Raw genomic sequence first — 25,688 nt, 5'->3', positions numbered from 1 at the left:
GGGGGCTCCTAGCCACTGGTCTGGCGGCGGTAGCTGGCGCGGTGCAGGTCGCTGATCTGCACGGTGAGATTCAGGCGCATGCCTTCGGCGCTGCGGGGGAAGGCCCGCGCCAGCTCCTGGAGCAGGGCCTCGCTGATCTGGGCCTTCACCTCGTCCGTGCGGCCGCTGAGGATCTGCACGTTCAGGGTGACAAAGGCCTGGTCCGCCGCCCCGTCGCCGATGACGAAGTGGTCGTGCTGGATGGCCCGGCTCTTGATGTCCGCCGAGGTGAAGAGCCCTGTGGCCACCAGGGCCCGGTTGATCTTCCGCAGCAGGTCCACCCAGTCCGGATGGTCGAGGAGGTTGTTGGAGGTTTCGAGGATGCAGTGGGGCATGGTGGGTCCGGGGCTGCAGAGGCAGGTACCGGATGCTACCGCCGATGGTCGGGCCGGCGTTGGATCCGTTTCGCGCCGCCCTTGTCCCAGTAGCTGGTCTCCTCGGCGAAGCAGATGTTCTCCAGGTCCGTCACGCGCTCCTGCAGGCAGGACTGGGCGTCGGTCACGGCCTGGTTGTAGATGGCCGGGCCGAGCTCCTTCAGGCAGAAGGTGAGGAAGGTCCCCGCCCCCAGCTCGCCGAGGATCTCGCCGTACTCCTCGGCCACGAAGCGCTGGATGGCGCCGTGCAGGCGCTTTTCGGTATCGGGGGAGAGCTTGATGTCCATGGGCGGCCCTATGCCGGTCGGCGGCCGGGCAAGTGTACAGTGGGGGACTCCCCGGAGGCTCCATGCGCTCGAACGGCCACCAGGAATCAGCCTTGGGCCCCGACGGCCGGCTGCTTTTCCTGACGCGGGCTGGGCGGATGTTCTCGTACGGGTTCCTGTCCGTGGTGCTGGTGCTCTACCTGGCGGGCCTGGGTTTCAGCGAGGGGCGCATCGGCCTGCTGCTCACGCTGACCCTGGTGGGCGACACGCTCATCTCGCTCTGGATCACCCTCCACGCCGACCGCCTGGGCCGGAAGAGGATGCTGCTGGTGGGCGCGGCGCTCATGGTGGCCGCGGGCATCCCCTTCGCCCTCAGCGGCGACTTCACCGTGCTGGTGCTGGCGGCCACCTTCGGGGTCATCAGCCCTTCCGGCAACGAGGTAGGCCCCTTCCTGGCCATCGAGCAGGCCGCGCTTTCCCAGGTGCTGCCCGGGGAGCGCCGCACCGGCGTCTTCGCCTGGTACAACCTGACCGGCTCCTTCGCCACCGCCATCGGGGCCCTGGCTGGGGGCTGGTCCGCCCAGGCCCTCCAGGCCGCCGGCCACACCCCCGTGGCCAGCTACCGCGTGCTGGTCTTCGCCTACGCCGCCGTGGGACTGCTCCTCGCGGGGTTGTTCACGCGGCTGTCGCCGGCCGTGGAGGCGCCGCCCGCCGCGATCCACGCCAGTCGCTGGGGCCTGCACGCCTCGAAGGGCGTGGTGCTGCGGCTGTCAGCCCTGTTCTCGCTGGACGCCTTCGCCGGGGGCTTCGTCATCCAGAGCATCGTGGCCTACTGGTTCCACGTGAAGTTCGGTGTGGCGCCGGGGGCCCTGGGTTCCATCTTCTTCGCGGCCAACATCCTGGCCGGGCTCTCCAGCCTCTATGCCGTGAAGCTGGCGGGGAAGATCGGGCTCATCCGTACCATGGTCTTCACCCACATCCCTTCGAACGTGCTGCTGATCCTGGTGCCGCTCATGCCGAACCTGCCGCTGGCCGTGGCCATGCTGCTGCTGCGGTTCAGCATTTCGCAGATGGACGTGCCCACGCGCCAGGCCTACACCATGGCCGTGGTGGCCCCGGACGAGCGCTCCGCCGCCGCCGGCGTCACGGGGATCGCCCGCACCACCGGCGCCGCCATCTCGCCCGTGCTCGCGGGGCCCCTGCTGGCCGTGCCGGCCCTGGCGGGCGCGCCCTTCCTCATCGCCGGTGGCCTGAAGATCCTCTACGACCTGCTGCTCTACCGGAGCTTCCGCTCATCGGAAGTCGGCAAGCCGGAAGGAACCTGAACTGGACAAGGGCTGTCCAAGGGATGCGGAAAGACTGGAATCTGCATCCCTGGAGGCCCTGTGACCGCGCTCATCCTGGACTATTTCGGCGACTGGCGGACCCGCCTGCTCACGTGCTCCACCTGCGGCTGGGCCGCCGCCAACCTCCAGTTTAAAGCTAGATACCAGCAGGTTTATTTTTGTATTAAAAAGATTAACCATTCGTGTTACAACATAAAAATTACTAGGTACGGACAATGAATGGGGACTACGCTCGGGGCCGCCCTCTGGAGGTGGGCTGCCATGAACCTTCCACCCTTTTCATCGCGACTCTCCCGGCTGGCCCTCCTCGTGGCGCCGGCCCTGCTGGCCCTGGCCGGCACGGCCCTGCAGGCCCAGAGCGGTCCCCTGCCGCCGCCGCCCCTCATGATGTTCTACCGCGAGGAGGTCAAACCTGGGCACGGCGCGGCCCACGCGGCTTCGGAGTCCGCCTGGGGCCGCGTGCTCGCCAAGGGCAAGTCCACGGACTACTACATGGGCATGAGTTCGCTCACGGGGCCCTCGGAGGCCTGGTTCATCATGGGCTACAGTTCGTACGCGGACTGGGAGGCCAAGCAGACCGAGGCGGACAAGAACCCGGCCCTCAGGAAGGAGATCGACGCCATCTCCCTGAAGGACGGCGACCACCTCAGCGGCACGCGCAGCTTCCTGGGCACCCTCCGCAAGGACCTGAGCTACGGGCCGCCTGTGGAGATCGGCAAGATGCGGTACATGCGGGTGCGCACCTTCCGCATCAAGCAGGGCATGGGTGTGGCCTTCGAGGAGGGCGTGAAGATGGCCCTCGCCGCCTACGAGAAGAGCCACTTCCCCGCCTCCTTCGCGTTCTACGAAGTGGAGGCCGGCACCTGGTCCCCCACCTTCGTGGTGCTGCGTCCCATGAAGTCCCTGGCAGACATGGACGCCATGGATACCGCCAACAAAGCCTTCCAGGACGCCCTGGGCGAGGAGGGCCGCAAGGCCATGCAGAAGGCCTTCACGGACACGGTCAACGGCGTGGAGAACCAGCTCTTCGCCTTCAGCCCCAAGCTCAGCTACCCCGCCCCCTTCGTGGTCGCCAGCGACCCCGCCTTCTGGGCCCCCAAGCCCCCGAAGGAACCCGCGAAGTAGGCGGGGAACCCGGTGAATTTGGGTCGAAAAGCGATTGAAGCCACAGATGAACACGGATGAACACAGATTGAAACAAAGGTCAGCTTTTATCCGTGTTCATCAGTGTTCATCCGTGGCGGATCTTCCTTTTTCTCCTCCGCCGGCTTGGCGAAGCGCTGGGCCCGGAGGTGGAAGTCATCGGTGAAGGTGCGGCGCACGGGTGGGGGCGGGGCGGCATCGGCAACCTGCTTCGCCTTGCGCACACGCCACAGGCCCCAGGCGGCGGGCAGCAGCAGGAGCACCGGGTACTCCACCAGCACCCGCAGAAGCGTCAGGCGGAACTGGGTGGGGCGCAGGCCATCCGCGTACCAGGCTTCGAGGAGCCACACCTCGTCATCCGGGCGCAGCTCCTCCGCCTCGGACTTGGCGAGGTTGAGCACCCGCTCCGCCCGGCCGTGCTTCACGGTGACGAAGTCCGTGATCTGGCTGTCCTGATTGCGGTCCACGCTCACCACCTGCACCCGCGCCACGCCCGGCTGCTGCAGGTGGCAGAAGGGGTTCAGGGCCAGCAGGAAGACCTGCACCAGCACGATCCACAGCACCGCGCCCACCAGGGCCCAGAGGGCGACGAGCACGGACCAGCGGATCGCGGGGCGGGAAAGGAATGACATGGAGCGAGTATCCCAGGAATGGCCTTCCAGCAGCCGGGAGTGTGGCGGAACCCTGGGCGGAGTCGGGAGTCGGGTTGAACAGCATGAATAAGCGGAGACAAGCGGAGCGACGGAGGGGAGCGGAGAAAAGCAGGCAACGAGTTCTGTCTTGCTCCGCTTTCCTCCGTTCCTCCGTTGTCCTCCGCTTCATCTGGTCCTTCATCCCTGGGTCTCGCCCGTTGATCGGGGAACCCGCGGCGCGCCATCACCGTCATCACTGAAATCAGCGGCTGAAGCGTCTTTTCATCGGTGTCCATCGGTGTGCATCGGTGGCTTCGCTTCTCTTTCCCTGGTGTCGTCCCGGCTGAACAGCACCAATAAGCGGAGGCAAGCGGAGCAGCGGAGGGGAGCGGAGAAAAGCTGACAAGGAGTTCTGTCTTGCTCCGCTTTCCTCAGTGCCTCCGTTGCCCTCCGCTTCATCTGGTCTTTTATCCCCTGGGTCTCGCCAGTCGACCGGGGAACTCGCAGCGCGAAATCACCCTTCAGCAGCACCAGCACTGGCAGAAAGATCGTTGACCGATTCTGCCGCCGGGGGTTTCGGCAGGCGGCCCAGGAAGGCCTCGATGGCCTGGACGGCGGCGTCGGGGCGGGTCTGGAGGAGCCAGTGGGGGCCCTGGAGCCGCGTGACATCCAGGTTGGGCAGGTGGCTGCGGAGCCAGTCCGTGGCCGCCGGTGGCACCAGCCGGTCCTGGGCGCCGACGAGGGCCAGGGACGGCACCTGGATCCGTCCCAGCAGGGGCGTCTGGTCCACGGTCACCACCGACCGCAGCCGGCCCTTCAGCGTGTTGGGGGGAACCTGGGGAGCCATGGCCCGCACCCGGTCCAGCAGGGGCTCCGTGGCCCAGCGGCCCAGCAGCAGGTAGCGGAGCAGGGCGAGGGGCAGGCGGCCCGGCAGGAGCCCGAGCAGCGCCACGGCCCAGGCCAGGCCGGGGCGGGGGTTCCGGGCGAAGGTGCCGCAGAGCACCAGGCCCACCAGGCCCTCCGGCTGCTCCGCCGCCAGGGCCATGGCCACGGGGCCCGAAAAGGATTCCCCCAACAGGAGGTAGGGCCGGCCCCGGGGCAACTGCACCCGGGCGAAGTGCAGGCAGGCCGCGTACGAAGTCAGGCCCTCCGGATAGCGCACCACCCGCGCCTTGAAGCTGCCGAGGGCCTTCACGAACGGCTCGAACATCAGCCCCGTGCCGTCCAGACCCGGCAGCAGGACCAGGAGCGGGCGCTCCACGGGGGCCTGCGGGGGATCGGAAACCGGAAGGGACATAGGGCAGTATCCCAGCTTCAGGGAGGACGGTGACCCGCCCCGCCGCGCCCCCCACCTTCGCCCACTTCCTTCCCACGCCGGCCTCGGCTCAGAGGCAGAACTCCGAGGCGTGGAGGAAGGCCCGCGGCGCCATCCCGACCGCCGCGACGACCTGCCGGATGAAATGCGCCTGATCGTAGTACCCCGCCTCGAGTGCGAGTTGGGTCAGGGGCGAGCCCTGGCGGTGTGCCCGGAGGGCCCGCCGCAGCCGGAGGAGGGAGGCCAACTGCTTGGGCGAGGCTCCGACGCCGCGGCGGAACCGCTTCTCCAGCCCGTCGACGCTCAGCCCGAGGTCCCTGGCGAGGGGGCCGACGCGCATCGCGCCCGGGTCGGCGTGGATGGCCCGCAGCGCCGCGCCCACGAGGGGATCCGCCTGCCAGGCTTTGCGCGCCCTGCGCCGGAGCAGGAACTGCTCGAGGGCGTCCACCCGTTCCCGGTGGGTCCGGGCCGCCCGGATGCGGGCCGAGGCCGCCTCGACCTCCCGGGGGTCCATGAGTTCCTCGAGGGCGACGGTGGCTCCGAAGAGCTGTTGCAGGGGCGGGTCGAAGAAGGCCCCAGCGGCGCCCGCCCGGAACTTCGCCAGGACGATCCCGCTGCCGGCGCTGGTGAGCATGCGCCGGGCCGTGGCCCGCAGGCCCGTCACGACCTGATCCGGGACGACGGCCTGGGCCGGTCCGTCCACCAGGCTCGACGAACCCGAGTAGCGGAAGCCCAGGATCAGGCCCGTCTCCGGGACGAGCAGCTTCTCCATCGCCGCGCCCGCCTCGATGATCTCGAAGGCGCGGACGAAGGGGGCGAGCGCCTCGCCGGGAGCGAAGGAGTGGACCTGCATGGAGTGATCCTACCCCTGCCCGGAGCCACTGAATTCATACAAGTTCCCAATGGCCGTCGCGACAAGAATCAGGGGGCGGCGCAGACGCTTCCGCCCGCCCCCAAGGAGCCCCCATGTCCACCTTCACCTTCGATTTGGATCGCGAACCCGGCCTCTACTTCCTGCACGACTGCTTCGTGGTGCCCGAGGCCAATCGGGCCGCGTTCACGGACCGGATGGAGCAGAACCTGGCCTTCATCCGCACCCTGCCGGGTTTCCGCGGCCACCTGGTCCTCGAGCAGCGGGACGGCGCTTCCGCCTTCAACCTCGTGACCCTCGCCGCCTGGGCCAGCCGCGAAGCCTACGAGGACGCGGGCCGGGAGGTCCGCGCCCACTACCAGCGGCTCGGGTTCGACCTGCCTGCGGACCTGAAGCGCTGGGGCGTCGAGATGGTGCGGGGGACCTACCAGGCCGCCGCCATCAGGACTTCCCAGCCGTGAAGCCGCCATCCACCATGAGGAGGGCGCCAGTGGTGAAGCTGGCCTCGTCGCTCAGCAGGTACACCACGGCGTTGGCGACTTCCTCCGGGCGGCCCAGGCGGCCCAGGGGATGCAGGTCGATGAGGGCCTCGCGGGCGTTGGCGTCCAGCGCCGCCAGCAGGGGCGTGTCGATGTAGCCGGGGCCGACGGCGTTCACCCGCACGCCCTTGGTGGCGGCTTCGAGCGCCAGCGTGCGCGTGAGGTTCACGACGCCGCCCTTGGCGGTGGAGTAGGCCGCGGTCATGGTCTGCCCGAACAGGCCCAGGATCGAGGCGCAGTTGACGATGCTGCCGCGGCGCTGCTGGTACATCTGGCGCAGCGCGGCCCGCGCCACGCGGAACACACCGGTCAGGTTGATGTCGAGCACCCGCAGGAAGGCTTCGTCGGAATAGCTGTCCGCGGGGTTCATGCCGCCGATGCCCGCGTTGTTGAACACCCCGTCCAGGCTGCCGAATTGCGCCACCGTATCGGCGATGAGCTGGTCCACCTGGTCGGTGGAGGTGACATCGCAGGGCAGGAAGAGGCAGCGGCCGGGGTGATGCTCGTCCAGCTCCTGGGCGCGCAGTCCGCCCGCGGGGCCGGGCAGATCCGCCAGGACCACCTGGGCGCCCTCCTGCAGGCAGCGTTCCACGGTGGCGAGCCCGATGCCGCTGGCCCCGCCGGTGACGAGAATGGTCTTGCCCTTCAGGCGCATGGGAACCTCCTCGGTGGCGTGGCAGGGCAGAGCCTCGGGAAGGCCCTTCCCGGCGAGAAACATCTGGGGATGGTGGGAAAGCTGGTCCCTCAGCATCGGCCTACCACGGCATCATTCTTCGTCCCGGCGGGCCCCGGAGCCACAGATTTTTCCGGGAAGACACGCCCGGCGATCCGCCGGCGGCGTGGACCAGGCCTAGGGCTGGCGCGTGCTGACAGACCGTAGATAGCGGACCAGCATGGGCACGATGAACATCGCGCCGAGGACGATCCACATCGTGGCGTCCGGGTCGCGGATGTAGGCGTTCAGACGCAGGGTCGTGATGGCGATGACCGCGTAGTAGAGCATGTCGCCCGTGATTGCGAATACCCAGCCCATCACGAAGCCATGCCCCGCGGCCAGTGCCGAGGCGCGTCCGGTCATGGGGTCCACGCCGAAGGCGATCATGATGAGCGCGATGGGGCCCGCGCCGGTGCCGCCGACGTGGGCTGCGGTGCGGGTCATGGCTTCCTTCAGCGCGGCGCCGAACCGGGCCAGGACGGGGATTTTTCCCGCCAGCAGCACGAGCAGGCGGAGGATCGGCTCAAAGGCGAGGGCCAGCAGCACATCCGACGCGAAATACAGTCCGGCGGTCATGGGCCAGGGCAGCCCCTTGGACCGGGCGAGCAGCACCCCGGCAGGGATGCCGCCCCCGACGGGAAGCAGGAAGAGCAACAGCACAGGCCACATGAACGGATGTTAACCCGCCCGCACCTCGACTCAGGGGATGGCCCTGGCTGGTTCCGGAATCGAGCGCCGCGCTACATGTCCACGAGCTTGGGGTGGGCCAGGCGCTCGAAGTCCTTGTAGGCCATGCGGATCAACTCGGTGTGGGAGCCGGCGTTGAAGGCGATCTCCGGATCGGCCGCCAGGTGCGGCTCCACGTAGACCGGCATGCCGTACAGGTTACCGAAGGGCGGCATGGCGCCGGGTTCGCATTCCGGGAAGTCGCCGATGAACTCGCGTTCGTCGGCCAGCTCGGCGGACACGGCCCCGGTGGCCTGGCGCAGGCGCTCCAGATCCACCTTCCGGTCGGCGGGCACCACGGCCAGGGCGAGCTGGCCGTCCAGGTTCACCACCACCGTCTTGGCCATTTCTTTGCCCTTGATGTGCGCGGCCCCCGCCACCGAGGTGGCTGTGAAGGCCAGGGGATGGGGGATGACCTGGTGGGCCACCCCGTTCTTGTTGAGGAACTCCTCGAGCTTGGTCATGGGCATGGCAGCCTCCTTGGACCGAGAGCGGACCAAGGATGGGGCAGAATGGAGCGGAGGGCCACCGGAGAGGCCCTGATGCCTCAGCCCTTGAGCGCCTCGGCCACGGAGGTGGCCATGGGGGTGGTGGGCCGGCCGATGAGGCGGCTCAACGCGTGCGAGTCGTCGAAGAGGCCGCCCTGGGCCGCGCCCGTGTCCGATTCGGCCAGGAGGCGCGCCACGGGCTCGGGCAGGCCCGCGCCAATCAGGATGGCCTGGTACTCGGCTTCGGGCAGGTTCTGGTAGGCCACGGGCTTCCCGGCCTGGCGGGCGACCTCGGCGGCCAGGCCGGCCAGCGTGTAGGCCGAGTCCCCCGCCAGCTCGTAGACGCGGCCCGCCTGATCGGGCTTCAGCAGGACGGCGGCGGCGGCCTCGGCGTAGTCGGCTCGGGCGGCCGACGCGATCTTGCCCTCCCCGGCGCTTCCCAGGAAGACCCCGTGCTGCAGGGCGGGGGGGATGCTGGCCATGTAGTTCTCTGTGTACCAGCTGTTCCGCAGCAGCGCGAAGGGCAGACCCGAGGCCTGGAGGTAGTCCTCCGTCTGGCGGTGCTCCAGGCCCAGGGGCAGGGGCGAGGTGCCGGCGCGCAGCAGGCTCGTGTAGGCCAGGAGCTGCACCCCGGCGGCCTTGGCCGCGTCGATGGCGGCGCGGTGCTGGGCGAAGCGCTTGCCCAGCTCGCTGGAGGAGATGAGCAGCACCCTGCCGGCCCCGCGGAAGGCTTCAAGCAGGGTTTCGGGGCGGTCGTAGTCGGCGCGGCGCACCTGGATTCCCAGGGCGGCCAGGTCCTGTGCCTTCTCGGGGCTGCGCATGGCGGCCACGAGCTGGCCCGCGGGGACCTGCTTCAGGAGGGACTGGAGGACGAGGCGGCCGAGCTGGCCGGTGGCGCCGGTGACGACGAGGGGGGCGGACATGGGGTCTCCTGTGGTAAATGCAACCAAATCGGTTGCGGATTTGGATACAAAAAAATCAGGCCGGTTGGGCCTTCACATCCTCCAGCAGGTCGCGGAGGCTGACGCGGGCCAACTCCCGTTCCATGGCGGCCTGGGCGGTGTGGAAGTGGCCCGCGAGGAGGGCCTGGATGGACCGGCCCACGGGGCAGGCCGGGTTCGGGGGCGTGGCGTGCAGGGGGAAGGAGGCTTCCGTGTCCACGGCCCGCAGCACCTCCAGGAGGCTCACGGCCTCTGGGGCCCGGAGCAGCTGCCAGCCGCCCCCCGGCCCGCCCTGGCTGCGCACCAGGCCGGCCTCCCGCAGGCCCGCCAGGATGCGGCGGATGACCACGGGATTGGTGTTCACGCTGCCGGCGATGTACTCGGAGGTGAGGGCCTCGGGCCCTGCGTAGGCCAGCAGGGTGAGCACATGGATGGCGACGGTGTAGCGGGTGTTGCTCATGGGCATCCTATCTGTAACCAAGTTGGTTTCGAAATAGGATTCCGTCAAGCCTTTTTCTGGCCCGGCTACCAGTACTTCTCCACGTGGATCTCCCCGGGCACCTTCTTCGTGTGCTCGCGGAAGCCCTCGGCCTCAAGCTGGCGCTGCATGGCTTCGAGCATGCCGGGGTTGCCGCAGAGGAAGATGTGGGTGTCGGCGGGGCTGGGCCGGAAGCCCCAGGCCCGGGCCAGGGCCCCGTCGGCCCAGAAGGCCGGGAGCCGCCCCACCGCGCCGGTCCAGGGGGCCAGCTCGGCCTGGGGGCGCGTGAGCACCGGCAGGTACAGGAGGCTGGGCGCCAGGCGCTGCATCTGCGTGAGCTCGTCCCGGTAGCCCAGGTCCCAGGAGTTCCGCGCCCCGTGGATCACCGCGAAGCGCCGGCCCGCGTCCCGCGCCAGGTGCGTGCGCAGCATGGACATGTAGGGCGCCAGGCCCGTGCCCGTGGCGAGGAAGACCACGTGCCGGTCCGCCGGCACCTCGTCGAGGGTGAACAGGCCCGTGAACTTGGGGCCCAGCCACAGTTTGTCCCCTGGCTTCAGGGCGAAGAGCCGGGGCGTCAGGGCCCCGCCCCGCACCTCCACCAGGTAGAACTCCAGGTACTCGTGGTCCCGGGAGGAGGAGGCGACGGAGTAGGCCCGGCGCAGGAAGGTCTCCGGGGGCAGGGGCGGATCCTCCGGCTCCGAGTGGGCGCTCCGCGGCGCCGAGGCCGGCAGCGCCAGCACCGCGAACTGCCCCGGCACGAAGGCCGGCAGCGCCCACCCCACCGGCGCCACCCGCAGCGTCATCAAGCCCGGCGCCGTGTCGATGCGCTGCGTCACGATGGCGTTGGGGGTGGGGATGGGGGTGGGCATGGGCGCCTCCCGCATGCACCTTCGAGGGGTGGGCCCCGGAGGGGAGCCCATCATGGCGCCGATTCACGTGGGGGCGGCTGGAAAAGAGAGGCCATTTTCCGCAGGTCTGGCACCCCTTCCACGAGCCTCCATTCCTGGGTAGGCTCGGTCCCCACCCACGAGGAGGACACCATGGCGACCGTCCAGAACCCGCAGGAAGCCACCGCCGCCTACCGGAAGAAGGTTCTGGGATTCCTGGGAGACCGGGATCCGCTTGAGGTGCTCGGCACGACGGGCGGCGTGCTGGCGGGCATCGTCCGGGATCATGCCGGGAAGCGGCTGCAGACCCGGCCCATCGTGGGGAAGTGGACGCCCTGCGAGGTCATCGGCCACCTCTGCGACTGTGAGTGGGTCTACGGCTACCGCACCCGGCTCATCCTGTGCGAGGAGAACCCGGCCATGCAGGTCATGGACCAGGACCAGTGGGTGGTGGGGCAGCGCTACAACGAACGCGACCCCCGGGAGCTCGTCGAGCAGTTCCGCGCCCTGCGCCCCCACAACCTGCGCCTCTGGCAGAGCCTGACGCCCCGGGACCTCGCGCGCGCCGGCCAGCACAGCGAGCGCGGTCCCGAATCCCTGGGCCAGCTCCTGCCCATGCTCGCCGGCCACGACCTCCTGCACCTGGACCAGCTCAAGCGCCTGCTCATGGCCATCCTGTAGCCGCAGGTTTGGTCATTCGACCCTGAAAAGGCTAAAAGCGGGAACACCGATGAACACCGAAAAGGCATGATGAACACCGATAAAGCGGAACTGCGCTTTTGCCGCTGATTTCAGTGATTCGCTGCGACGAGGCAGCCTGGGCGGAGCCGGGGGCGCCGTCGCCGTGCCTTCTGGGAGCGCGGCAACGGCGCCCCCGGCTCCCTTCCGGCCTGGCCGGAAGCCGCCTCCGGCGGGCCCAGGCGGGAAACTCGCGGCGCGCCATCACCGTTCATCACCGAAATCAGCGGCTGAAATGTCTTTTATCGGTGTTCATCAGTGTTCATCGGTGGCTGATTCAGCTTTTCGCTTTGGATGCGGCGGCGAGCTGTTCTTCGGTGAGGCCGAAGAGGGGGGCGACGGGGCGGCCGCGCTGGCTGGCCATGAGGTAGAGCTGGCCGCGGTGGTGGGCCTCGTGCTCGGCCATGGCCCGCAGCCACTTCCAGGTGGCCATCTGGACTCCGGCCGGGTTCACGCAGGGGGCCAACAGGTCGGCGTCGGTGAGGGCGCCGAAGATGGCCATGGCTTCGGCATGGCAGGCGTCCAGGTAGGCGCGCACCCCGTCCAGGCCCGAGGCCAGGTCAACCCCGTGGCCCGGGTGCGCGCTGGGCCGGCCCTGCACGTTCTCTGCGTACATGAAGCGCTCCAGCCCCGCCAGGTGGCGGAACAGGTCGCCGAAGGTGAAGGCCCCCGGCGTCGGCGCCCACTCCAGATCCTCAGGCCCCAGTGCCTCCAGCACCCGCACCGTGCGGGACCGGGCGTTGCGCCAGTAGGCGAGGAATGAGGGGGTGTCCTGGAGCATGGGCCTCCTGGGGGTGCGGGAAAGCTATCCACGGATGAGCCCCGAGGGGCACGGATTAGAGGCAGAAAAAGAACTAGGTAAGCGGAGAATGACGGAGGGGCAGGCAACTACCTCGTGAACCTTGAGAAATCCTGGGGTGCCATCCGGGAGAAGGCTAGGCTCCAGGAGGTACGGATTCATGACCCTCGACGCGCCTTAGCCAGCCATGCAGTCCAGTGGGGCATGAGTCTATAGATGATAGGAACGTTGTTCGGGCACAGCCAAGCAATTACAACTAAACGTTTTGCCCACCTTGTAATCACCCAGCACCTAAATACCAATCAAAAAGCTGCCAAGGCACTAGAGGTGGCTATGAATTCCAAAATAAGAAGTTAATTCTGATGGATTGAGTCAAGCGAAATTTATAAATTAACCATCAACTTGCGGCGGTGATATTCAGGCAGCCAAGCCAAGGACCACCTCAATCTCCATCCGTCGCACCGTCGGCCAATCTCTTTTATTTATGGCCGTAATCAAGTCAAGAAGATTAGGGATTTTTATCTCTGATAACTGCTGATATAGTTCATTCTGGAGTCGTGAGTCATTAAGCGAGATAGCGATATGATAGTTAAATATTTTCTTTAAAGACTCAACAAAATGATCGTTTGTTGATGGGAGTTTATTTAATATTTGTTGTGCTTCATGCATTCCATCCCTGTGTTTAAGGAAAAAGACCGCTGCACCAAGATGAACTATATTTTTATCTTCATCTGAAACCAAATGCGTTTCAATTGATTTTAACAACGCAGCTTTTGCGTCTAAATTTCTATCCAACATTAAAAGAAGCAATCCGCGGACATATTCATTTATCCATTCATTAAATGCATACGAGGTCCCAAGAGGCTGGAGTTCAGCAATGGCCTGCTCAGGGTTTCCAAGAAGTCCAGCAATTGCTGCGCGAAACACTCTCGCCTGACGAGAAAATGGTCGCTCTTGAACCACTTTATCAACCAAGCGGTAGGCTTCCTCCGGTTGGCCATTTCGAATTAGTACATTCGCTAATCCCAGTCGATACACAACCAAACCGGCCTTTTCAATTCCAGGAATCTTTAATAATTGTTGGTATAACTCAATCGATTTATTAAGGTCACCTCGAAGTTTTGCAATTTCAGCTTGGCCAGCAGTGATTCGATGATTGGCTGTCCCATTTATAATGAGGGCATCGTATTCTCGACTTGCTTCATCAAGCCTTCCCCAACGTCTTAAAACATCCGCCATCGCACCACGAATAGTCGGATCTGATTCCCCTCCAGGGACTGATTTATAGATAGACAGAGCTTTCTCGTACTGCCCCATTTGTACATAAACATCAGCCAGGCTGGAAATAGCAACTGTCTCTTCTCCATAATTTTTTGCGTTATTCAATGTTTCTATTGCATCCTCGAATCTACCTACTCGCTTATAATGATCAGCCAATTGAATAAGCATCCAACCATCCGTGGGTACTAATTGTGCAGCAGCATTAAGGCATTCAAATTCAAAATCTGTTCGGAACATCTCTGCACAATGAGATGCAATATTGCATAGCGACATGACTGCAAATTTGTCCCCACTTGGGATAGACGTTTGTCGATTAACTAATTCTTGTATAAAAATTCGAGCATTCTGGTCTTTCCCTTCTGATATTGCATAAAATATTGCATCCACTTGTTTCATCGCTTGTGTATATTCAGCATAAGGGGAAGCATTTTTTCTGAGTTGCCATTTTCTTTTTTCAACGGGCAGGCAATTTTCTTCTTCCTCTCGCTCCATAGAAAGATGCGCCCTTCCACTTCCTTCTTCAGGAAATAATTGTCTGGCAAACAATTTGGCTACTCTGATGATCGCCATTCTTTCTAATGGCGAATCAATGCTTAGTGTTAAGGTATTCCAGGATCTCTCTATAGATTGAGAATTTTTGGCATCAAGAATGGAAACAATAATTCCATTTTCTACTGCCTTAGACCAAATTCCCTTTCGACCGGCATGGAATTTAAGGAAAATATCATCCGGAAGAAGTAGCCACCGCTCTACAATTCGCCGCAATAATGGCTGGGACTCTCTGGTAAATTCCAGCAAACTTGCAGTAGCTCCAAAACCCTTTGAAAGGGCTTCGTAAATCAAACTCTGAAATGCATCGATTGATTTAAGTGGCAACTTAAGAAGATTATTTCGTGCAAATTCTATTGTTCCATCGATTTTAAGGGCATCCTCAATCTCTATCATAAGCTCGTGCCGAAGATTCCTCGACACTCCAATTAACAATGCTTCAACATTAATAAGACATCTATGATGCCAATATTTCTTGTGCACATTTTCCAAGAATGATTTCTCATCATCACATATTATGGCTTCCCAATCATCTGGCATTGAAATCAGCATAATTGCAGCATCATTTTGTATTAGCGACATATCAGAAATATTGATTACACGATATTCAGAACCGTAATCAATCAAGCAAATTCCAGCAGAGCTTGAAATATAGCCTTTCATGATGGCCACCCACTCACTTTTTTGTGGCCAAAAATATCTTTAATAATTTCAATATCCAATCGATCTTGCCTGTTAAATCCATTGTTTTCATATTCAATATTTTCAATTGCAGCCGAATTAAAGGGTCCATAAATATGTGCTTCCACGCATTGATCCCTATCGCGTGTTTCTCCGTTATTCACTAATAATCTAGCCCATTCTTCTTTCCCTGATCCCGGAACAAGACTAGATTCGAGTTTGGCCGCCACAAGTTCTTTTTTATTTAACCAGCTACATCTATAGCCGACTGGAAGTGGTGAATCTGGTTTCAAATCAAATTCGCGTACAAAAAGGTATGAATTTTCATGCAAAAAACTCACTCGATCCTTTATGGCAATATCGCGGAGCTGGATATGCACAATTCCATAATTTTTCAAGCTTCGACCATTTATGGATAACAATCCATATCGAATATCCTCCGCATAGTGCCCAAATAGCTTGCCAGCCACGGCATAGCGTTGAGAATCAAACTCTTGCGGCGCTGGCGTCCGACTACCGCCTTCAACTAATTTCTCGTAACCTTGATAGAGCTGTTTAGAATCTTGTAAGAAGCTGCGAGCAAGAATTGGTGAAACTGCGACTACAACATGTGTTTCATTTTCAATTGTTTCAGCCAATGCTTCGAACTCGGCTGACACCCCACGTGCCTTGCTGGATTCTCGTGCTGCTCGAAATCGTCCAGAAACCCCTTCGGTTTCCTTTGGCCTGTGAGCTGCGCGTACGTTCGGGCAACCTAGGTCGAAGCTACACACAGCGCAATGTCGAAGCGACTCCACACACTCTTCCCCACAATTTGGACATCGCTCCGGTGATGGAGGAGAAACCGACCGGGTGAGGGTGATGGGGTTCATGGTGATTACGAACTCGCACTTTGAAAAGGCGTTAGGCTCAAGTCCTCTAGTTTAGCTTGAGGGCTTTGGATTGACGTCAAAGATTACATTCATTGATATATCAGGCTTAATGTCACCAGCGGCAAGCTGAGGCCCCAGCTGCCAGCACCGAACCCATCCCAGAGGAGCCGGTTGCCAATGGGGATGTTAAACACCAAGGGAGCTATGGGTTGAGTCGCAACCCCCGCATCCCGGTCTGGGGTCTGAGTCTACGGGCATGCTGCCCCGTTGGGCCCCGCAGACTTCGGGCAGATCCTCCACTAATTAGCACAGGGAACCATACCCACCCAAAACCCCCTCTCCGCTACCCTTGTCCGGCAACTAATAGGATTCGAACCTGCGACCTGCTGATTACGAATCAGCAGCTCATCCCATCGGCTCTTCATGCCCGCACTTGGGGCAAATGAGGACTTGGATGGGGTCCTTGCCCCGTGGCTTCCGGGTCTTCTCGCCCATGCTGGGGTTCTTGCAGGCGGGGCAGGTGACGGGGACGGGCTTGTCCCAGGCGGTGTAGTCGCACTTGGGGTAGTTGGTGCAGCCGTAGAAGACCTTGCCGAAGCGCGTCTTGCGGGGGCTGAGGCCGCCGCCGCACTTGGGGCAGGGCACGGCCAGGATCTCCTTCTTCACCGTCTTGCAGGTGGGGTAGTCGATGCAGCAGATGAACTCGCCGTAGCGGCCGTGGCGCTTCACGAAGTCCTTGCCGCAGTTGGGGCACTTCTCCCCGATGGGCTCGTCCGGCGGCACGGGGATGCCCTTGGGATCGGCCTTCACGATGCCCTTGCACTTGGGGTAGTTGGGGCAGGCCCAGAAGGGGCCCCACTGGCCCTTGCGCAGGTTCATGGGCGTGGTGCCGCAGAGCGGGCACTCGGGCGCGTCCTCGGGCTCCTCCATCTTCTCCAGGTCCGCCGTGTAGTCACACTTGTCGGCTTCCTTCTCGGCGCTGTAGTTGGTGCAGCCCACGAAGAGCCCGTTGCGGCCGATGCGCTTGAGCAGCACGCCCGGGTGCTTCTTCCGGTCGCCGCACTTGGGGCACTTCTCGCCCGTGGGCACACCGGCCTTCAGGTTCTGCATGTCCTGCCCGGCGGCGGCCAAGGCCTGCTCGAAGGGGCCGTAGAAGTCCGTCATGGCCTTCTTGAAGGTGAGCTTGCCGTCCTCGATGAGATCGAGGTTGCCCTCCATGCCCGAGGTGTACTTGCTGTCCAGCAGGCGAGGGAAGCCCTGGATGAGCAGCTCGGTGACCACCATGCCCAGCTCCGTGGGCTTGAAGCGGCCCTCGTGCTTCTTCACGTAGTCCCGGTCCTGGATGGTGCTGATGATGCTGGCGTAGGTGGAGGGACGGCCGATGCCGTCCTCTTCCAGCTCCTTCACCAGGGTGGCTTCGTTGAAGCGGGCGGGGGGCTTGGTGAACTGCTGGTCCGCGTCGAGCTGCTCCAGCTTCAGGGCCTCGCCCAGCTTGAGGGCCGGCAGCAGGGCCTCGTCCTCGTCCTCCTCGTCGCCCTTGGTGGCGTCGGCGATGGACTCGGCCTCGGTCTCGGTCTTCTCGGCGCGGTAGACCGCCAGCCAGCCGGGGAAGCGCTCGATCTCGCCCTTGGCCTCGAAGAGCGCGGTTTCCTTGCCGACCTCGGCTTCGGTCTGGACCACCGTCTCGTCGAAGCGCGCGGCCTCCATCTGGCAAGCCATCGTCCGCCGCCAGATCAGGGCATAGAGCCGGAACTGATCCGGTTCGAGGTGTCCTCGCAGCGACTCAGGGGTGCGTGTGATGTCCGTGGGGCGGATGGCCTCGTGGGCATCCTGCGCCCCGGCCTTGCCCGTGTAGATGCGGGCCTTGGCGGGCAGGTATTCCTTCCCGTATTTCTTGGCGATGAACTCGCGGGTGGCCTCGATGGCCTCTGGGGCCAGGCGGGGCGAATCCGTGCGCATGTAGGTGATGAGGCCCACGGGGCCCTCGCCGAAATCCAGGCCCTCGTAGAGGCGCTGGGCGTTCTGCATGGTGCGGCTGACGCTCATCTTCAGCTTCTGGGCCGATTCCTGCTGCAGCTTGGCGGTGGTGAAGGGCGCGGCGGGGTTGCGCTTCTTCTCCTTGGTTTCCAGGCTGGTGACCTTGTAGGCGGCCTTCTCCAGCTTGGCCTTGAGATCCTTGGCCTGGAGGGCGTCGGCCACCCGGCGCTTGGTCTCCTTGTTGCCGAGCTGGAGGGCCTCGCCGCCCACCTTCACCAGCTTCATCCAGAAGCTGGGCGGCAGCTTGGCGGCGAACTTGCCCTTCAGCACCCAGTACTCGACCGGGTTGAAGGCCTGGATCTCCAGCTCGCGGTCCACGATGATGCGCACGGCCACGCTCTGGACGCGGCCGGCCGACAGGCCCCGGCGCACCTTGTCCCAGAGCACCTGGCTGACCTTGTAGCCCACCAGGCGGTCGAGCACGCGGCGGGCCCGCTGGGCGTCCACCAGCTTCTTATTAATGACCGTGGGCGCCGCCATGGCCTTGGCGATGCCCGTGGGGGTGATCTCGTTGAACAGGACCCGGCTCACGGGCAGGCTCTTGGGCGGCTTGATGGCCTCCAGCAGGTGCCAGCTGATGGCCTCTCCCTCGCGGTCAGGGTCGGTGGCGAGCACGATCTCGGAGGCGGACTTGGCGGCGGACCGCAGCTCCCGGACCACCTTCTCCTTGGCCGGGCTGATCTCGTACTCCTCCTGGAAGCCGTTCTCGATGTCCACCCCCAGCTTGCGGGGCAGATCCCGGATGTGGCCCACGGAGGCCATGACCTTGTACCCCTTGCCCAGGTACTTGGTGATGGTCTTGGCCTTCGACGGGCTTTCGACGATCACCAGCTTCTGGCCCTTGACCGAGGGCTCAGCGGGGCTCGGTGAACTCGCATCGTCTTGCTTCAGCTTCCTGGCCACGGTGGAACTCCTAGGGGGCTAAGGATGGGACCTGGGGGCAGAGGTTTGTCAAGTGCCAGCGGGGAGGGGTACCACGAACCCCCCTGGTAAAAAACGAAGAAAGGCAGTCATGACGCGGGTCTTAAAATCTTGTTTATACAAATACATGTGAAATTTCTGTGGACATGTCTTCGTTGTGCTGTGGAGAATACGACGCATTTTCTTCATCACTGGCCCTCCGGGACCACGGAGCGGATCCCATGAGTCGAGTTCCTGGCCAGCCTGTCGCCGCCCGCCGGGGATCGGGGGAGCGCCGGTGAGCGCGGTCTCCCGTCTGCCCGAGGCCTTGCGTCCCATCCTGGCGACGGTCGACGATTCCCCCGACCCGGTGTTCATCACGGACCGCCACAACCGCATCGCGGCCTGGAACCACAGCGCGGAGGCCCTGCTGGGCTACACGGCCCAGGAAGCCGAGGGCGCCTGCTGCGCGGACCTGATGGGCGGGTGCGACGGCTGGGGCAACCGCTACTGCAGCGAGAACTGCCCCCTGGTGGGCATGGCGGGCCGGGGGGAGGTGGTCCGGCACTTCGACCTCCGCTTCATGGCGAAGGATCGGCACCTGGTCCTCGCCGAGGTGGTCATCCTCCAACTGGCGGCACCACCGCCCCACCACTTCTATCTGATGCACATCCTGAAGCCGGCGGCCGCACCCGCTGCGGGGAGCGAGCTGGGTGCGGCCCCCCGGCCGGCCGTGCAGAACGCCCGCGAGTCGCCGGATGCCCGGGCCCGCCGGCTCAGCCAGCGGGAAGTGGAGATTCTGGGCCTCATCGCCGCGGGGCGGACCACCCCCGAGATCGCGGACTTCCTCCACATTTCGGCCCTGACCGTGCGGAACCACACCCAGAAGATCCTCGACAAGCTGGAGGTGCATTCCAAGGCCGAGGCGGTGGCCTTCGCCTTCCAGAAGGGCATCGTCTGAAGGTGGGCGGTCCCTGGAGTGTTGAAATATAATCTGAGCTATTTTTATTTTTGCACGTGACGCGACAGGATTCGTGACACGGCCGTGATGCATCCTCCCCACAGAGAATGATGCAGGCGCTTGATGGTGGTGGCCGGCGGCCAGTCGTATTCCTTGGGGCTGAAACCCATCCCAAGGAGCACCCCCCCATGCGCCACGACCTGAAACATCCGTATCGACACCTCGGAGGGCTCGCCCTCCTGGTGGGCCTCTTCCTGGGTCTGGCCACGCCCGCCCGCGCCTTCCCGATCTTCGCGCGGAAGTACCAGACCTCCTGCGTGACCTGCCACACGGTGTTCCCCAAGCTCAACGCGTTCGGTGAGGCGTTCCGCCTGAACGGCTACCGGATGCCCAAGGAGACCGAGGACCAGATCAAGCAGAGGCCCGTCTCGCTGGGCTCCGAGGCCTACAAGCGGGTGTGGCCCCAGGCCGTGTGGCCCAATGAGCTGCCGGGCAACGCCCCCCTGGCCATGAACGTGAAGATGGCCAGCGTCTACAACGCCGCCACGGACGCCACCGGGACCAAGACGGTCGTCCACAACGACTTCCAGTTCCCCCAGGAGGTGAACCTCTTCGCGGCGGGCACGCTGGGCGAGCACATGAGCTTCATGGCCGAGCTGACTCACGCCGAGAATTCCGACGGGAGTTCCGGAACGGAGATCGAGCATGCCCGCCTGGACTTCGATTCCATCCTCGGGCCCGAGCACGCCTTCAGCGTCCGCATCGGGAAGTTCGCGCCGAACCTCTACGACGGGTTCCAGGAAATGTGGATCATGACCGACAACGGCGTGGACTCGATGTTCAACTACAACCCCGTGGGCTACCTCGGCGGCGTGGGCATCCTGGATGATGCGGCCGGCGTCGTGTCCCTGCCCGCCCGGGCCCGCGCCATCGAGGCCTACGGTGTGCTCGGCCACCGCTTCTTCTACACCTTCGGGGTCATGAGCAAGATCAGCCCCGGGGCGAACACGCAGGTCAGCGGCAGCAGTGCCCTCGGCACGACCGGCGCCCCCAACGGGAACTACAACAACAGCACCCACAAGGACGTCTACCTCCGGATGGACTACAAGTTCGGCGGCATGGGCCTGGATGGCGACACGGAAGGCGTGCAGCTGCCGCCTGAGAACTGGCGCGAGAAATCATTCCGCGTGGGCGTGTTCGGCCTGAAGGGCAATGCCACGAGCGTCGACTTCCTGGCTGCGGACATCAACGGCCTGGTCATCGATCCCGTGGACGGAACCAACCCCTACCACATGCAGGACACGAGCTACACGCGCGGCGGCCTCTACGCCTCCTGGACCTGGATGGACCTGAATGTGTTCGGCGTCTACCTGGATGGCCGAGACACCCTGGAGCTCCGCACCGCCGACAACCTCACCGTGGTGAGCACGAACGACCGCACCTACAAGGCCGGCTTCGTCCAGGCGGACTACGTGATCGCGCCGCCCTTCCACGTCTCCGCCCGCTTCGAGAAGCTCACGCCCGGCGACACCACCGTCCAGCCCCTGAAGGTCTCCAACTTCAACTTCACCTACCTGGCCGCGGCCAACGTGAAGTTCATGCTCGAGTACCAGAAGTCGGACCAGGCCGGAGTCGGCACCAACAAGGCCATCAACACCGTCATCCGCGCCGCCTTCTAATTCACTTCGCAGGAGGCGCCTGGCGCCTTCCGCATGACAGGAGTCCTCCGATGAAACTCGCACTCTGCACCATCCTGGCCCTCGGCGTGGTGGGCTCGCTGCCCGCCGGCGACCTCCACGGGAAAGTGGCCTGCAAGGGTGTGCGCAACAGCGCCGACGCCGTGGTCTACCTGGACGCCATCCCCGGGAAGACCTTCCCCGCGCCCGCCAAGCACGCCGTGGTCGACCAGAAGAACCTCGTCTTCATCCCGCATGTGCTCCCCGTGCAGGTGGGCACCACGGTCGACTTCCACAACGACGACGCCGTGCTGCACAACGTCTTCTCGCCCGACACCTGCTGCAGCAAGTTCAACCTCGGCACCTGGCCCCAGGGCCAGTCCCGCAGCTACACCTTCAAGAACGAGTGCCAGGCGACGCTGCTGTGCAAGGTCCATCCCGAAATGGAAGGCTTCGTCGTGGCCGTGCCCACCCCGTACTACGCCGTCACCAAGGCGGACGGCAGCTACGAGATCAAGAACGTCCCCGATGGCCAGTTCACCGTGAAGGTCTGGCACCCGAAGCTGAAGGCGGCGCAGAAGGCCGTCAAGGTCGCGGGCAGCACCCAGGTGGATTTCGAGATCGCGAGGTAGCTCCTTGGTCGACGTCAGCCAGGAATGGCTTGAACGGAACTTCCCCTGCAAGTGGGCGTGCCCGGTCCATACCGAGGCAGGCAAGTACGTGACGCTGATCGCGCAGGGGAAGTTCCGTGAGGCCTACGCGGTGGCCCGCCGTCCGAATCCGCTCGCCTCCATCTGCGGGCGGATCTGCGCGGCCCCCTGCGAGGCGGTGTGCCGCCGGGGCGAGCTCGACGCCCCCATCGCCATCCGCGCCATGAAGCGGTTCGTGACGGAGAAGTTCGGCGTCGAAAGCATGATGGACTTCTCCGTGCTGGCCGAGATCTATGGCCACCGCACCGATCGCTACGCCGAGAAGGTGGCCGTCATCGGCTCGGGACCGGCGGGCCTGGCCTGCGCCCACGACCTGGCCATCCTGGGCTATCCCGTGACGATCTTCGAAGCGGCGCCCGTGGCCGGAGGCATGCTCCGGCTGGGCGTGCCCGAGTACCGCCTGCCCCGGGCCCTCATCCAGCTCGAGGTGAACGCCATCCTCTCCCTGGGTGTGGAGCTGAGGACCAATACCCGGCTGGGCAAGGACTTCACGCTGGAGGACCTGAAGGCCCAGGGCTACAAGTCCGTGTTCCTGGGCGTGGGGGCCATGCAGAGCCGCGACCTGCGGACGCCGGGCATCGAGCTGGACGGCGTGCTGAAGGGCATCGACTACCTGCTGAACCTGAACCTGGGCTACAAGGTCGACATGGGCCGGAAGGTCGTCGTCATCGGCGGCGGCAACGTGGCTCTCGACGTGGCCCGCACGGCGGCCCGGGGCGGCGAGCAGGCGAACATGGAGCGCAGCCTGTCCATCGTCCAGGCCCTCGACGTGGCCCGCAGCGCGGTCCGCTTCGGCGGCCGCGAGGTCACGGTCTGCTGCCTGGAATCCGAGCAGGAGATGCCGGCCGCGCCCGAGGAGGTGGAGGAGGCCCGCCACGAGGGCATCCACTTCCGCTACCGCGTGGGCCCCAAGCAGATCGTGGGGGAGCATGGCTCGGTCACCGGCATCGCCTTCACCAAAGTGACCCGCGTGTTCGACGAGACGGGGCGCTTCGCGCCGCAGTTCGACGAAGGCTCGGAGGAGGTCATCGAGGCCGACACGGTCATCGTCGCCATCGGACAGACGGGTGAGTTCTCGTTCCTGCGCCCGGAGGACGGCATCCAGACGGCCCAGGGGCGGATCATCTTCGATCCCGATACCCTCGCGACCACAGCGCCGGGCGTCTTCACCGGCGGCGACGCGGCCTTCGGCCCGCGCATCGCCATCAGTGCCGTGGCCGACGGCAAGCGCGCGGCCCGGTCCATCGACGAGTTCCTGCGCGGCCGGCCGTGCCCCGAGCCCGAGATCACCGTGGAGATCGAGCAGGAGGAACGCTACGAGCGGGTCTGGGACTACGAGGGGATCCCACGCCAGCACCCGCCCATGCGGCCGACCTCCCGCCGGGTGGGCTTCGCGGAAGTCGAGGAATGCTTCAGCGAGGGCGCGGCGCGCCAGGAGGGCCTGCGCTGCCTCCACTGCTGGACGAACACCATCTTCGAGCAGAATCCCGACGAGGGCACGGAGTGCATCCTCTGCGGCGGCTGCCAGGACATCTGCCCTGAGGACTGCATCGAGATCGTGCCCTCTCTGATCGAGGGTGAGGTGCCGGCGTCGGCCCGGGAGCTCGCGCCGCTGCTGCTGGACGGGGAACGGGCCGGTTCGATCTTCATCAAGGACGAGGAAACCTGCATCCGGTGCGGCCTGTGCGCCCTGCGCTGCCCGGTGGGGACCATCACGATGCAGAGCTTTGCAGGGAAGGAGCGCGCCAGTGCGTGAAGCGGAGGAAGGCATGGCATTGCCGCTCAGGTCGAGCGAGGAGACCCGCCGGGAGTTCCTGGCCCGGCTGGGCCTGGGCGCCTGTGCCCTGACCGCGGTCGGGGTTGGGCTCACGGTGCTCGACTACCTGGAACCGAAGGTCCTGTTCGAACCTCCCACGGAGTTCAAGGCGGGCCACCTCCAGGACTACCCGGAAGGCACCATCAAGTTCGACGAAGAACATCGGGCCTACATCGTCGGCGGCCAGGGCGGCGTCTTCGCGCTGTCCGCGGTCTGCACCCACCTGGGCTGCATCACCCGGTTCCACGCGGACGAGGGCGTGATCGCCTGTCCCTGCCACGGCAGCCGCTTCGACGCGGAGGGGAACGTGGTCCACGGCCCGGCGCCCCGCTCCCTGCCGTGGCTGGAGGTGAAGGCTGATGCGGACGGGAACCTCACGGTCGACACCAGCGTGGTCGTCCCCCATGGAAAGGTGCTGAAGGTATGAACGGGAACGCTTTCTCCTTCTCCCAGCTGGGCACCCTGATCCGCGGCTCGGCGGTGTACCGCTCCATTGTCCGCCACGGCACGGCGGAAACGAACCGCAACCGCTCGCTGGTCATCTTCGAGAACCTCTTCCTCCACGTCCACCCCGTGAAGGTTCGGGAGAAGACGCTGAAATTCAGCCATACCTACTGGCTGGGCGGAATCACGGTCTCGGCCCTGGTCGTCCTCATCGCCACGGGCATCCTGCTGATGTTCTACTACCACCCCTCCGTCCCGCAGGCCTACCGGGACATGAAGGAGCTGAAGTTCGTCGTGGACAACGGCGTGTTCTACCGGAATCTCCACCGCTGGGCCGCGCACCTCATGGTGCTCGGGGCGCTGCTGCACATGGGGCGGGTGTTCTACCACCGCGCCTATCGTCCCCCGCGCCAGTTCAACTGGGTGATCGGCGTGGTGCTCCTCTTGGTCACGCTGCTGCTGTCCTACACCGGCTATCTGCTGCCCTGGGACCAGCTGGCCTTCTGGGGCGTCTCCGTGGGCACGAACATGGCGAAGGAGGCCCCCATCCTCGGGCCGCCCCTCCGCTTCCTCATGCTGGGCGGCAACATCGTCTCCGAGAACGCCCTGCTGCGCTTCTACGTCCTCCACTGCGTGCTTCTGCCTGCGGCGCTCTTCGGCTTCCTGGGCGTCCACATCTGGCGGGTCCGCAAGGACGGGGGCGTGCAGGGGCCACCTGAGCCTCCCGCCGACGACGAGGTGGAACCATGAGCCTGCCGATGCCCTCCTTGAAGGTCGTCGAGTCCAACGACCCGGTGGCCGTGCCCAAGCGGGTGGCCCTGGTGCGCCCCGATGCGCGGGCCACCCTGCGCCGCGTGGAGGAGCGCTGGGTGATGACCTACCCCAACCTCATCCTGCGCGAGGTGATCTGCTTCCAGGTGGTGGTGATCGTCCTCGCCGTCATCGCGCTGCTCTTCAACGCGCCCCTGGAGGGGATCGCCAATCCCCTGGAGACGCCCAATCCCTCGAAGGCGCCCTGGTACTTCCTGGGCCTCCAGGAGCTGCTCCACTACTTCCCGCCGGTGGTCGCCGGCGTGGTCTTCCCCGGCCTGGTGGTGGTGGCGCTGGTCGTCATCCCCTACGCAAAGATCAACCTGTCGGCGCGGCCCCTCTGGTCGGGGGACAAGGCCCGGACCCGCCTCTGGGTGGGCGGGGCGGCGGCCTTCCTCGCCGTGTTCTTCGCGCTCTTCGGCTGCTGGCCCATCGTGGTCCCGACCCTCCTGATCGGAGCCGCCATGTTCTCCGTCTACGGCGGCCAATTGGACGGGCGCCTGCGCCGGTTCCTCGTGAGCGTCACCCTGCCGGAATGGATCATGACCTGGTTCATCCTGGTGGCCACGGTCCTCACGCTCATCGGCACCTTCTTCCGTGGTCCCGGGTGGTCCCTCGTCTGGCCCTGGAACATGTACCCCCCCGCTTGACGGA

At 64.5% G+C, this 25,688-nt stretch carries 26 protein-coding genes; 11 read left to right on the top strand and 15 right to left on the bottom strand.

Going from position 1 to position 25,688, the window contains the following annotated elements:
• Positions 1-8: 8 nt before the first annotated feature.
• A complete protein-coding gene (locus tag NOV65_RS06475; protein ID WP_257305231.1) occupies positions 9-374 on the bottom strand; it encodes a 5-carboxymethyl-2-hydroxymuconate Delta-isomerase in 366 nt (121 codons plus the stop codon).
• A 35-nt stretch (positions 375-409) separates the two neighbouring features.
• On the bottom strand, positions 410-700 hold the full coding sequence (locus NOV65_RS06470) for a DUF2164 domain-containing protein (RefSeq protein WP_257305229.1): 291 nt from the start codon (positions 698-700) through the stop codon (positions 410-412).
• Positions 701-762: 62 nt separating this feature from the next.
• On the opposite strand from NOV65_RS06470, the gene NOV65_RS06465 reads away from it, so the two are divergent.
• Together NOV65_RS06465 and NOV65_RS06460 are read left to right on the top strand one after the other, a co-directional pair.
• On the top strand, positions 763-2,004 hold the full coding sequence (locus tag NOV65_RS06465) for an MFS transporter (RefSeq protein ID WP_257305227.1): 1,242 nt from the start codon (positions 763-765) through the stop codon (positions 2,002-2,004).
• A gap of 282 nt (positions 2,005-2,286) precedes the next feature.
• Entirely contained in the window at positions 2,287-3,150 is an 864-nt protein-coding gene (locus tag NOV65_RS06460; RefSeq protein ID WP_257305226.1) for a hypothetical protein, read from the top strand.
• A gap of 86 nt (positions 3,151-3,236) precedes the next feature.
• Here NOV65_RS06460 and NOV65_RS06455 read toward each other — a convergent pair whose 3' ends face one another.
• The 3 genes from NOV65_RS06455 to NOV65_RS06445 all read right to left on the bottom strand — a co-directional run bounded on the left by NOV65_RS06455 (position 3,237) and on the right by NOV65_RS06445 (position 5,968).
• Complete coding sequence (locus NOV65_RS06455; RefSeq protein ID WP_257305225.1) at positions 3,237-3,800, bottom strand: hypothetical protein; 564 nt, start codon at positions 3,798-3,800, stop codon at positions 3,237-3,239.
• Positions 3,801-4,314: 514 nt separating this feature from the next.
• Entirely contained in the window at positions 4,315-5,097 is a 783-nt protein-coding gene (locus NOV65_RS06450) for an alpha/beta fold hydrolase (protein WP_257305224.1), read from the bottom strand.
• Between the two features lie 88 nt (positions 5,098-5,185).
• Positions 5,186-5,968, bottom strand: coding sequence for a helix-turn-helix domain-containing protein (locus NOV65_RS06445; protein ID WP_257305223.1), 783 nt, complete (start codon positions 5,966-5,968; stop codon positions 5,186-5,188).
• 113 nt (positions 5,969-6,081) lie between these two features.
• On the opposite strand from NOV65_RS06445, the gene NOV65_RS06440 reads away from it, so the two are divergent.
• Positions 6,082-6,447 (top strand): antibiotic biosynthesis monooxygenase family protein, encoded by a 366-nt coding sequence (locus tag NOV65_RS06440; protein WP_257305221.1) that lies wholly within the window; start codon positions 6,082-6,084, stop codon positions 6,445-6,447.
• On the opposite strand, the gene NOV65_RS06435 is transcribed toward NOV65_RS06440, so the two are convergent.
• From NOV65_RS06435 to NOV65_RS06410, 6 genes are all read right to left on the bottom strand, one after another.
• Complete coding sequence (locus tag NOV65_RS06435) at positions 6,428-7,180, bottom strand: SDR family NAD(P)-dependent oxidoreductase (protein WP_425250841.1); 753 nt, start codon at positions 7,178-7,180, stop codon at positions 6,428-6,430. The two genes, NOV65_RS06440 and NOV65_RS06435, sit on opposite strands and share 20 nt — an antisense overlap.
• A 195-nt stretch (positions 7,181-7,375) precedes the next feature.
• Positions 7,376-7,909, bottom strand: a complete 534-nt coding sequence (locus NOV65_RS06430) for a hypothetical protein (RefSeq protein WP_257305219.1) — start codon at positions 7,907-7,909, stop codon at positions 7,376-7,378.
• 71 nt (positions 7,910-7,980) lie between these two features.
• Positions 7,981-8,436, bottom strand: coding sequence for an aminoacyl-tRNA deacylase (locus NOV65_RS06425; protein WP_257305218.1), 456 nt, complete (start codon positions 8,434-8,436; stop codon positions 7,981-7,983).
• Between the two features lie 77 nt (positions 8,437-8,513).
• Positions 8,514-9,377 (bottom strand): SDR family oxidoreductase, encoded by an 864-nt coding sequence (locus NOV65_RS06420; RefSeq protein WP_257305217.1) that lies wholly within the window; start codon positions 9,375-9,377, stop codon positions 8,514-8,516.
• Positions 9,378-9,432: 55 nt separating this feature from the next.
• Complete coding sequence (locus NOV65_RS06415) at positions 9,433-9,855, bottom strand: Rrf2 family transcriptional regulator (RefSeq protein ID WP_257305216.1); 423 nt, start codon at positions 9,853-9,855, stop codon at positions 9,433-9,435.
• Positions 9,856-9,920: 65 nt separating this feature from the next.
• Positions 9,921-10,742 (bottom strand): ferredoxin--NADP reductase, encoded by an 822-nt coding sequence (locus NOV65_RS06410; protein ID WP_257305214.1) that lies wholly within the window; start codon positions 10,740-10,742, stop codon positions 9,921-9,923.
• Positions 10,743-10,913: 171 nt separating this feature from the next.
• Here NOV65_RS06410 and NOV65_RS06405 point away from each other — a divergent pair, with 171 nt between their 5' ends.
• Positions 10,914-11,441, top strand: coding sequence for a DinB family protein (locus NOV65_RS06405; RefSeq protein WP_257305212.1), 528 nt, complete (start codon positions 10,914-10,916; stop codon positions 11,439-11,441).
• A 334-nt stretch (positions 11,442-11,775) separates the two neighbouring features.
• Here NOV65_RS06405 and NOV65_RS06400 read toward each other — a convergent pair whose 3' ends face one another.
• The 4 genes from NOV65_RS06400 to topA form a co-directional block, all read right to left on the bottom strand.
• Positions 11,776-12,279, bottom strand: coding sequence for a DinB family protein (locus NOV65_RS06400; RefSeq protein ID WP_257305211.1), 504 nt, complete (start codon positions 12,277-12,279; stop codon positions 11,776-11,778).
• Between the two features lie 435 nt (positions 12,280-12,714).
• Positions 12,715-14,790, bottom strand: coding sequence for a tetratricopeptide repeat protein (locus NOV65_RS06395; protein ID WP_257305210.1), 2,076 nt, complete (start codon positions 14,788-14,790; stop codon positions 12,715-12,717).
• Complete coding sequence (locus NOV65_RS06390) at positions 14,787-15,467, bottom strand: hypothetical protein (RefSeq protein WP_257305208.1); 681 nt, start codon at positions 15,465-15,467, stop codon at positions 14,787-14,789. The genes NOV65_RS06395 and NOV65_RS06390 overlap by 4 nt, the downstream gene beginning before the upstream one ends.
• A 618-nt stretch (positions 15,468-16,085) precedes the next feature.
• On the bottom strand, positions 16,086-18,620 hold the full coding sequence (gene topA, locus NOV65_RS06385; protein ID WP_257305207.1) for a type I DNA topoisomerase: 2,535 nt from the start codon (positions 18,618-18,620) through the stop codon (positions 16,086-16,088).
• A 295-nt stretch (positions 18,621-18,915) separates the two neighbouring features.
• On the opposite strand from topA, the gene NOV65_RS06380 reads away from it, so the two are divergent.
• The 7 genes from NOV65_RS06380 to NOV65_RS06350 all read left to right on the top strand — a co-directional run bounded on the left by NOV65_RS06380 (position 18,916) and on the right by NOV65_RS06350 (position 25,684).
• Positions 18,916-19,578, top strand: coding sequence for a helix-turn-helix transcriptional regulator (locus NOV65_RS06380; protein ID WP_257305206.1), 663 nt, complete (start codon positions 18,916-18,918; stop codon positions 19,576-19,578).
• A gap of 188 nt (positions 19,579-19,766) precedes the next feature.
• Entirely contained in the window at positions 19,767-21,257 is a 1,491-nt protein-coding gene (locus NOV65_RS06375) for a hypothetical protein (protein ID WP_257305205.1), read from the top strand.
• A 50-nt stretch (positions 21,258-21,307) separates the two neighbouring features.
• Complete coding sequence (locus NOV65_RS06370; RefSeq protein WP_257305202.1) at positions 21,308-21,886, top strand: plastocyanin/azurin family copper-binding protein; 579 nt, start codon at positions 21,308-21,310, stop codon at positions 21,884-21,886.
• Between the two features lie 4 nt (positions 21,887-21,890).
• Entirely contained in the window at positions 21,891-23,720 is a 1,830-nt protein-coding gene (locus NOV65_RS06365) for an FAD-dependent oxidoreductase (RefSeq protein WP_257305201.1), read from the top strand.
• A gap of 13 nt (positions 23,721-23,733) precedes the next feature.
• On the top strand, positions 23,734-24,207 hold the full coding sequence (locus tag NOV65_RS06360) for a QcrA and Rieske domain-containing protein (RefSeq protein WP_257305198.1): 474 nt from the start codon (positions 23,734-23,736) through the stop codon (positions 24,205-24,207).
• Positions 24,204-24,974, top strand: coding sequence for a cytochrome b N-terminal domain-containing protein (locus tag NOV65_RS06355; RefSeq protein ID WP_257305197.1), 771 nt, complete (start codon positions 24,204-24,206; stop codon positions 24,972-24,974). The genes NOV65_RS06360 and NOV65_RS06355 overlap by 4 nt, the downstream gene beginning before the upstream one ends.
• Positions 24,971-25,684 carry a hypothetical protein gene (locus tag NOV65_RS06350; RefSeq protein WP_257305196.1) on the top strand — a complete coding sequence of 238 codons (714 nt, stop codon included), beginning with the start codon at positions 24,971-24,973 and terminating at the stop codon, positions 25,682-25,684. The genes NOV65_RS06355 and NOV65_RS06350 overlap by 4 nt, the downstream gene beginning before the upstream one ends.
• Positions 25,685-25,688: the final 4 nt, after the last annotated feature.

It is taken from the genome of Geothrix campi, assembly GCF_024609265.1.
Taxonomy (GTDB): Bacteria; Acidobacteriota; Holophagae; order Holophagales; family Holophagaceae; genus Geothrix; species Geothrix campi.
This window is presented reverse-complemented; position numbering and strand designations above follow the sequence as displayed.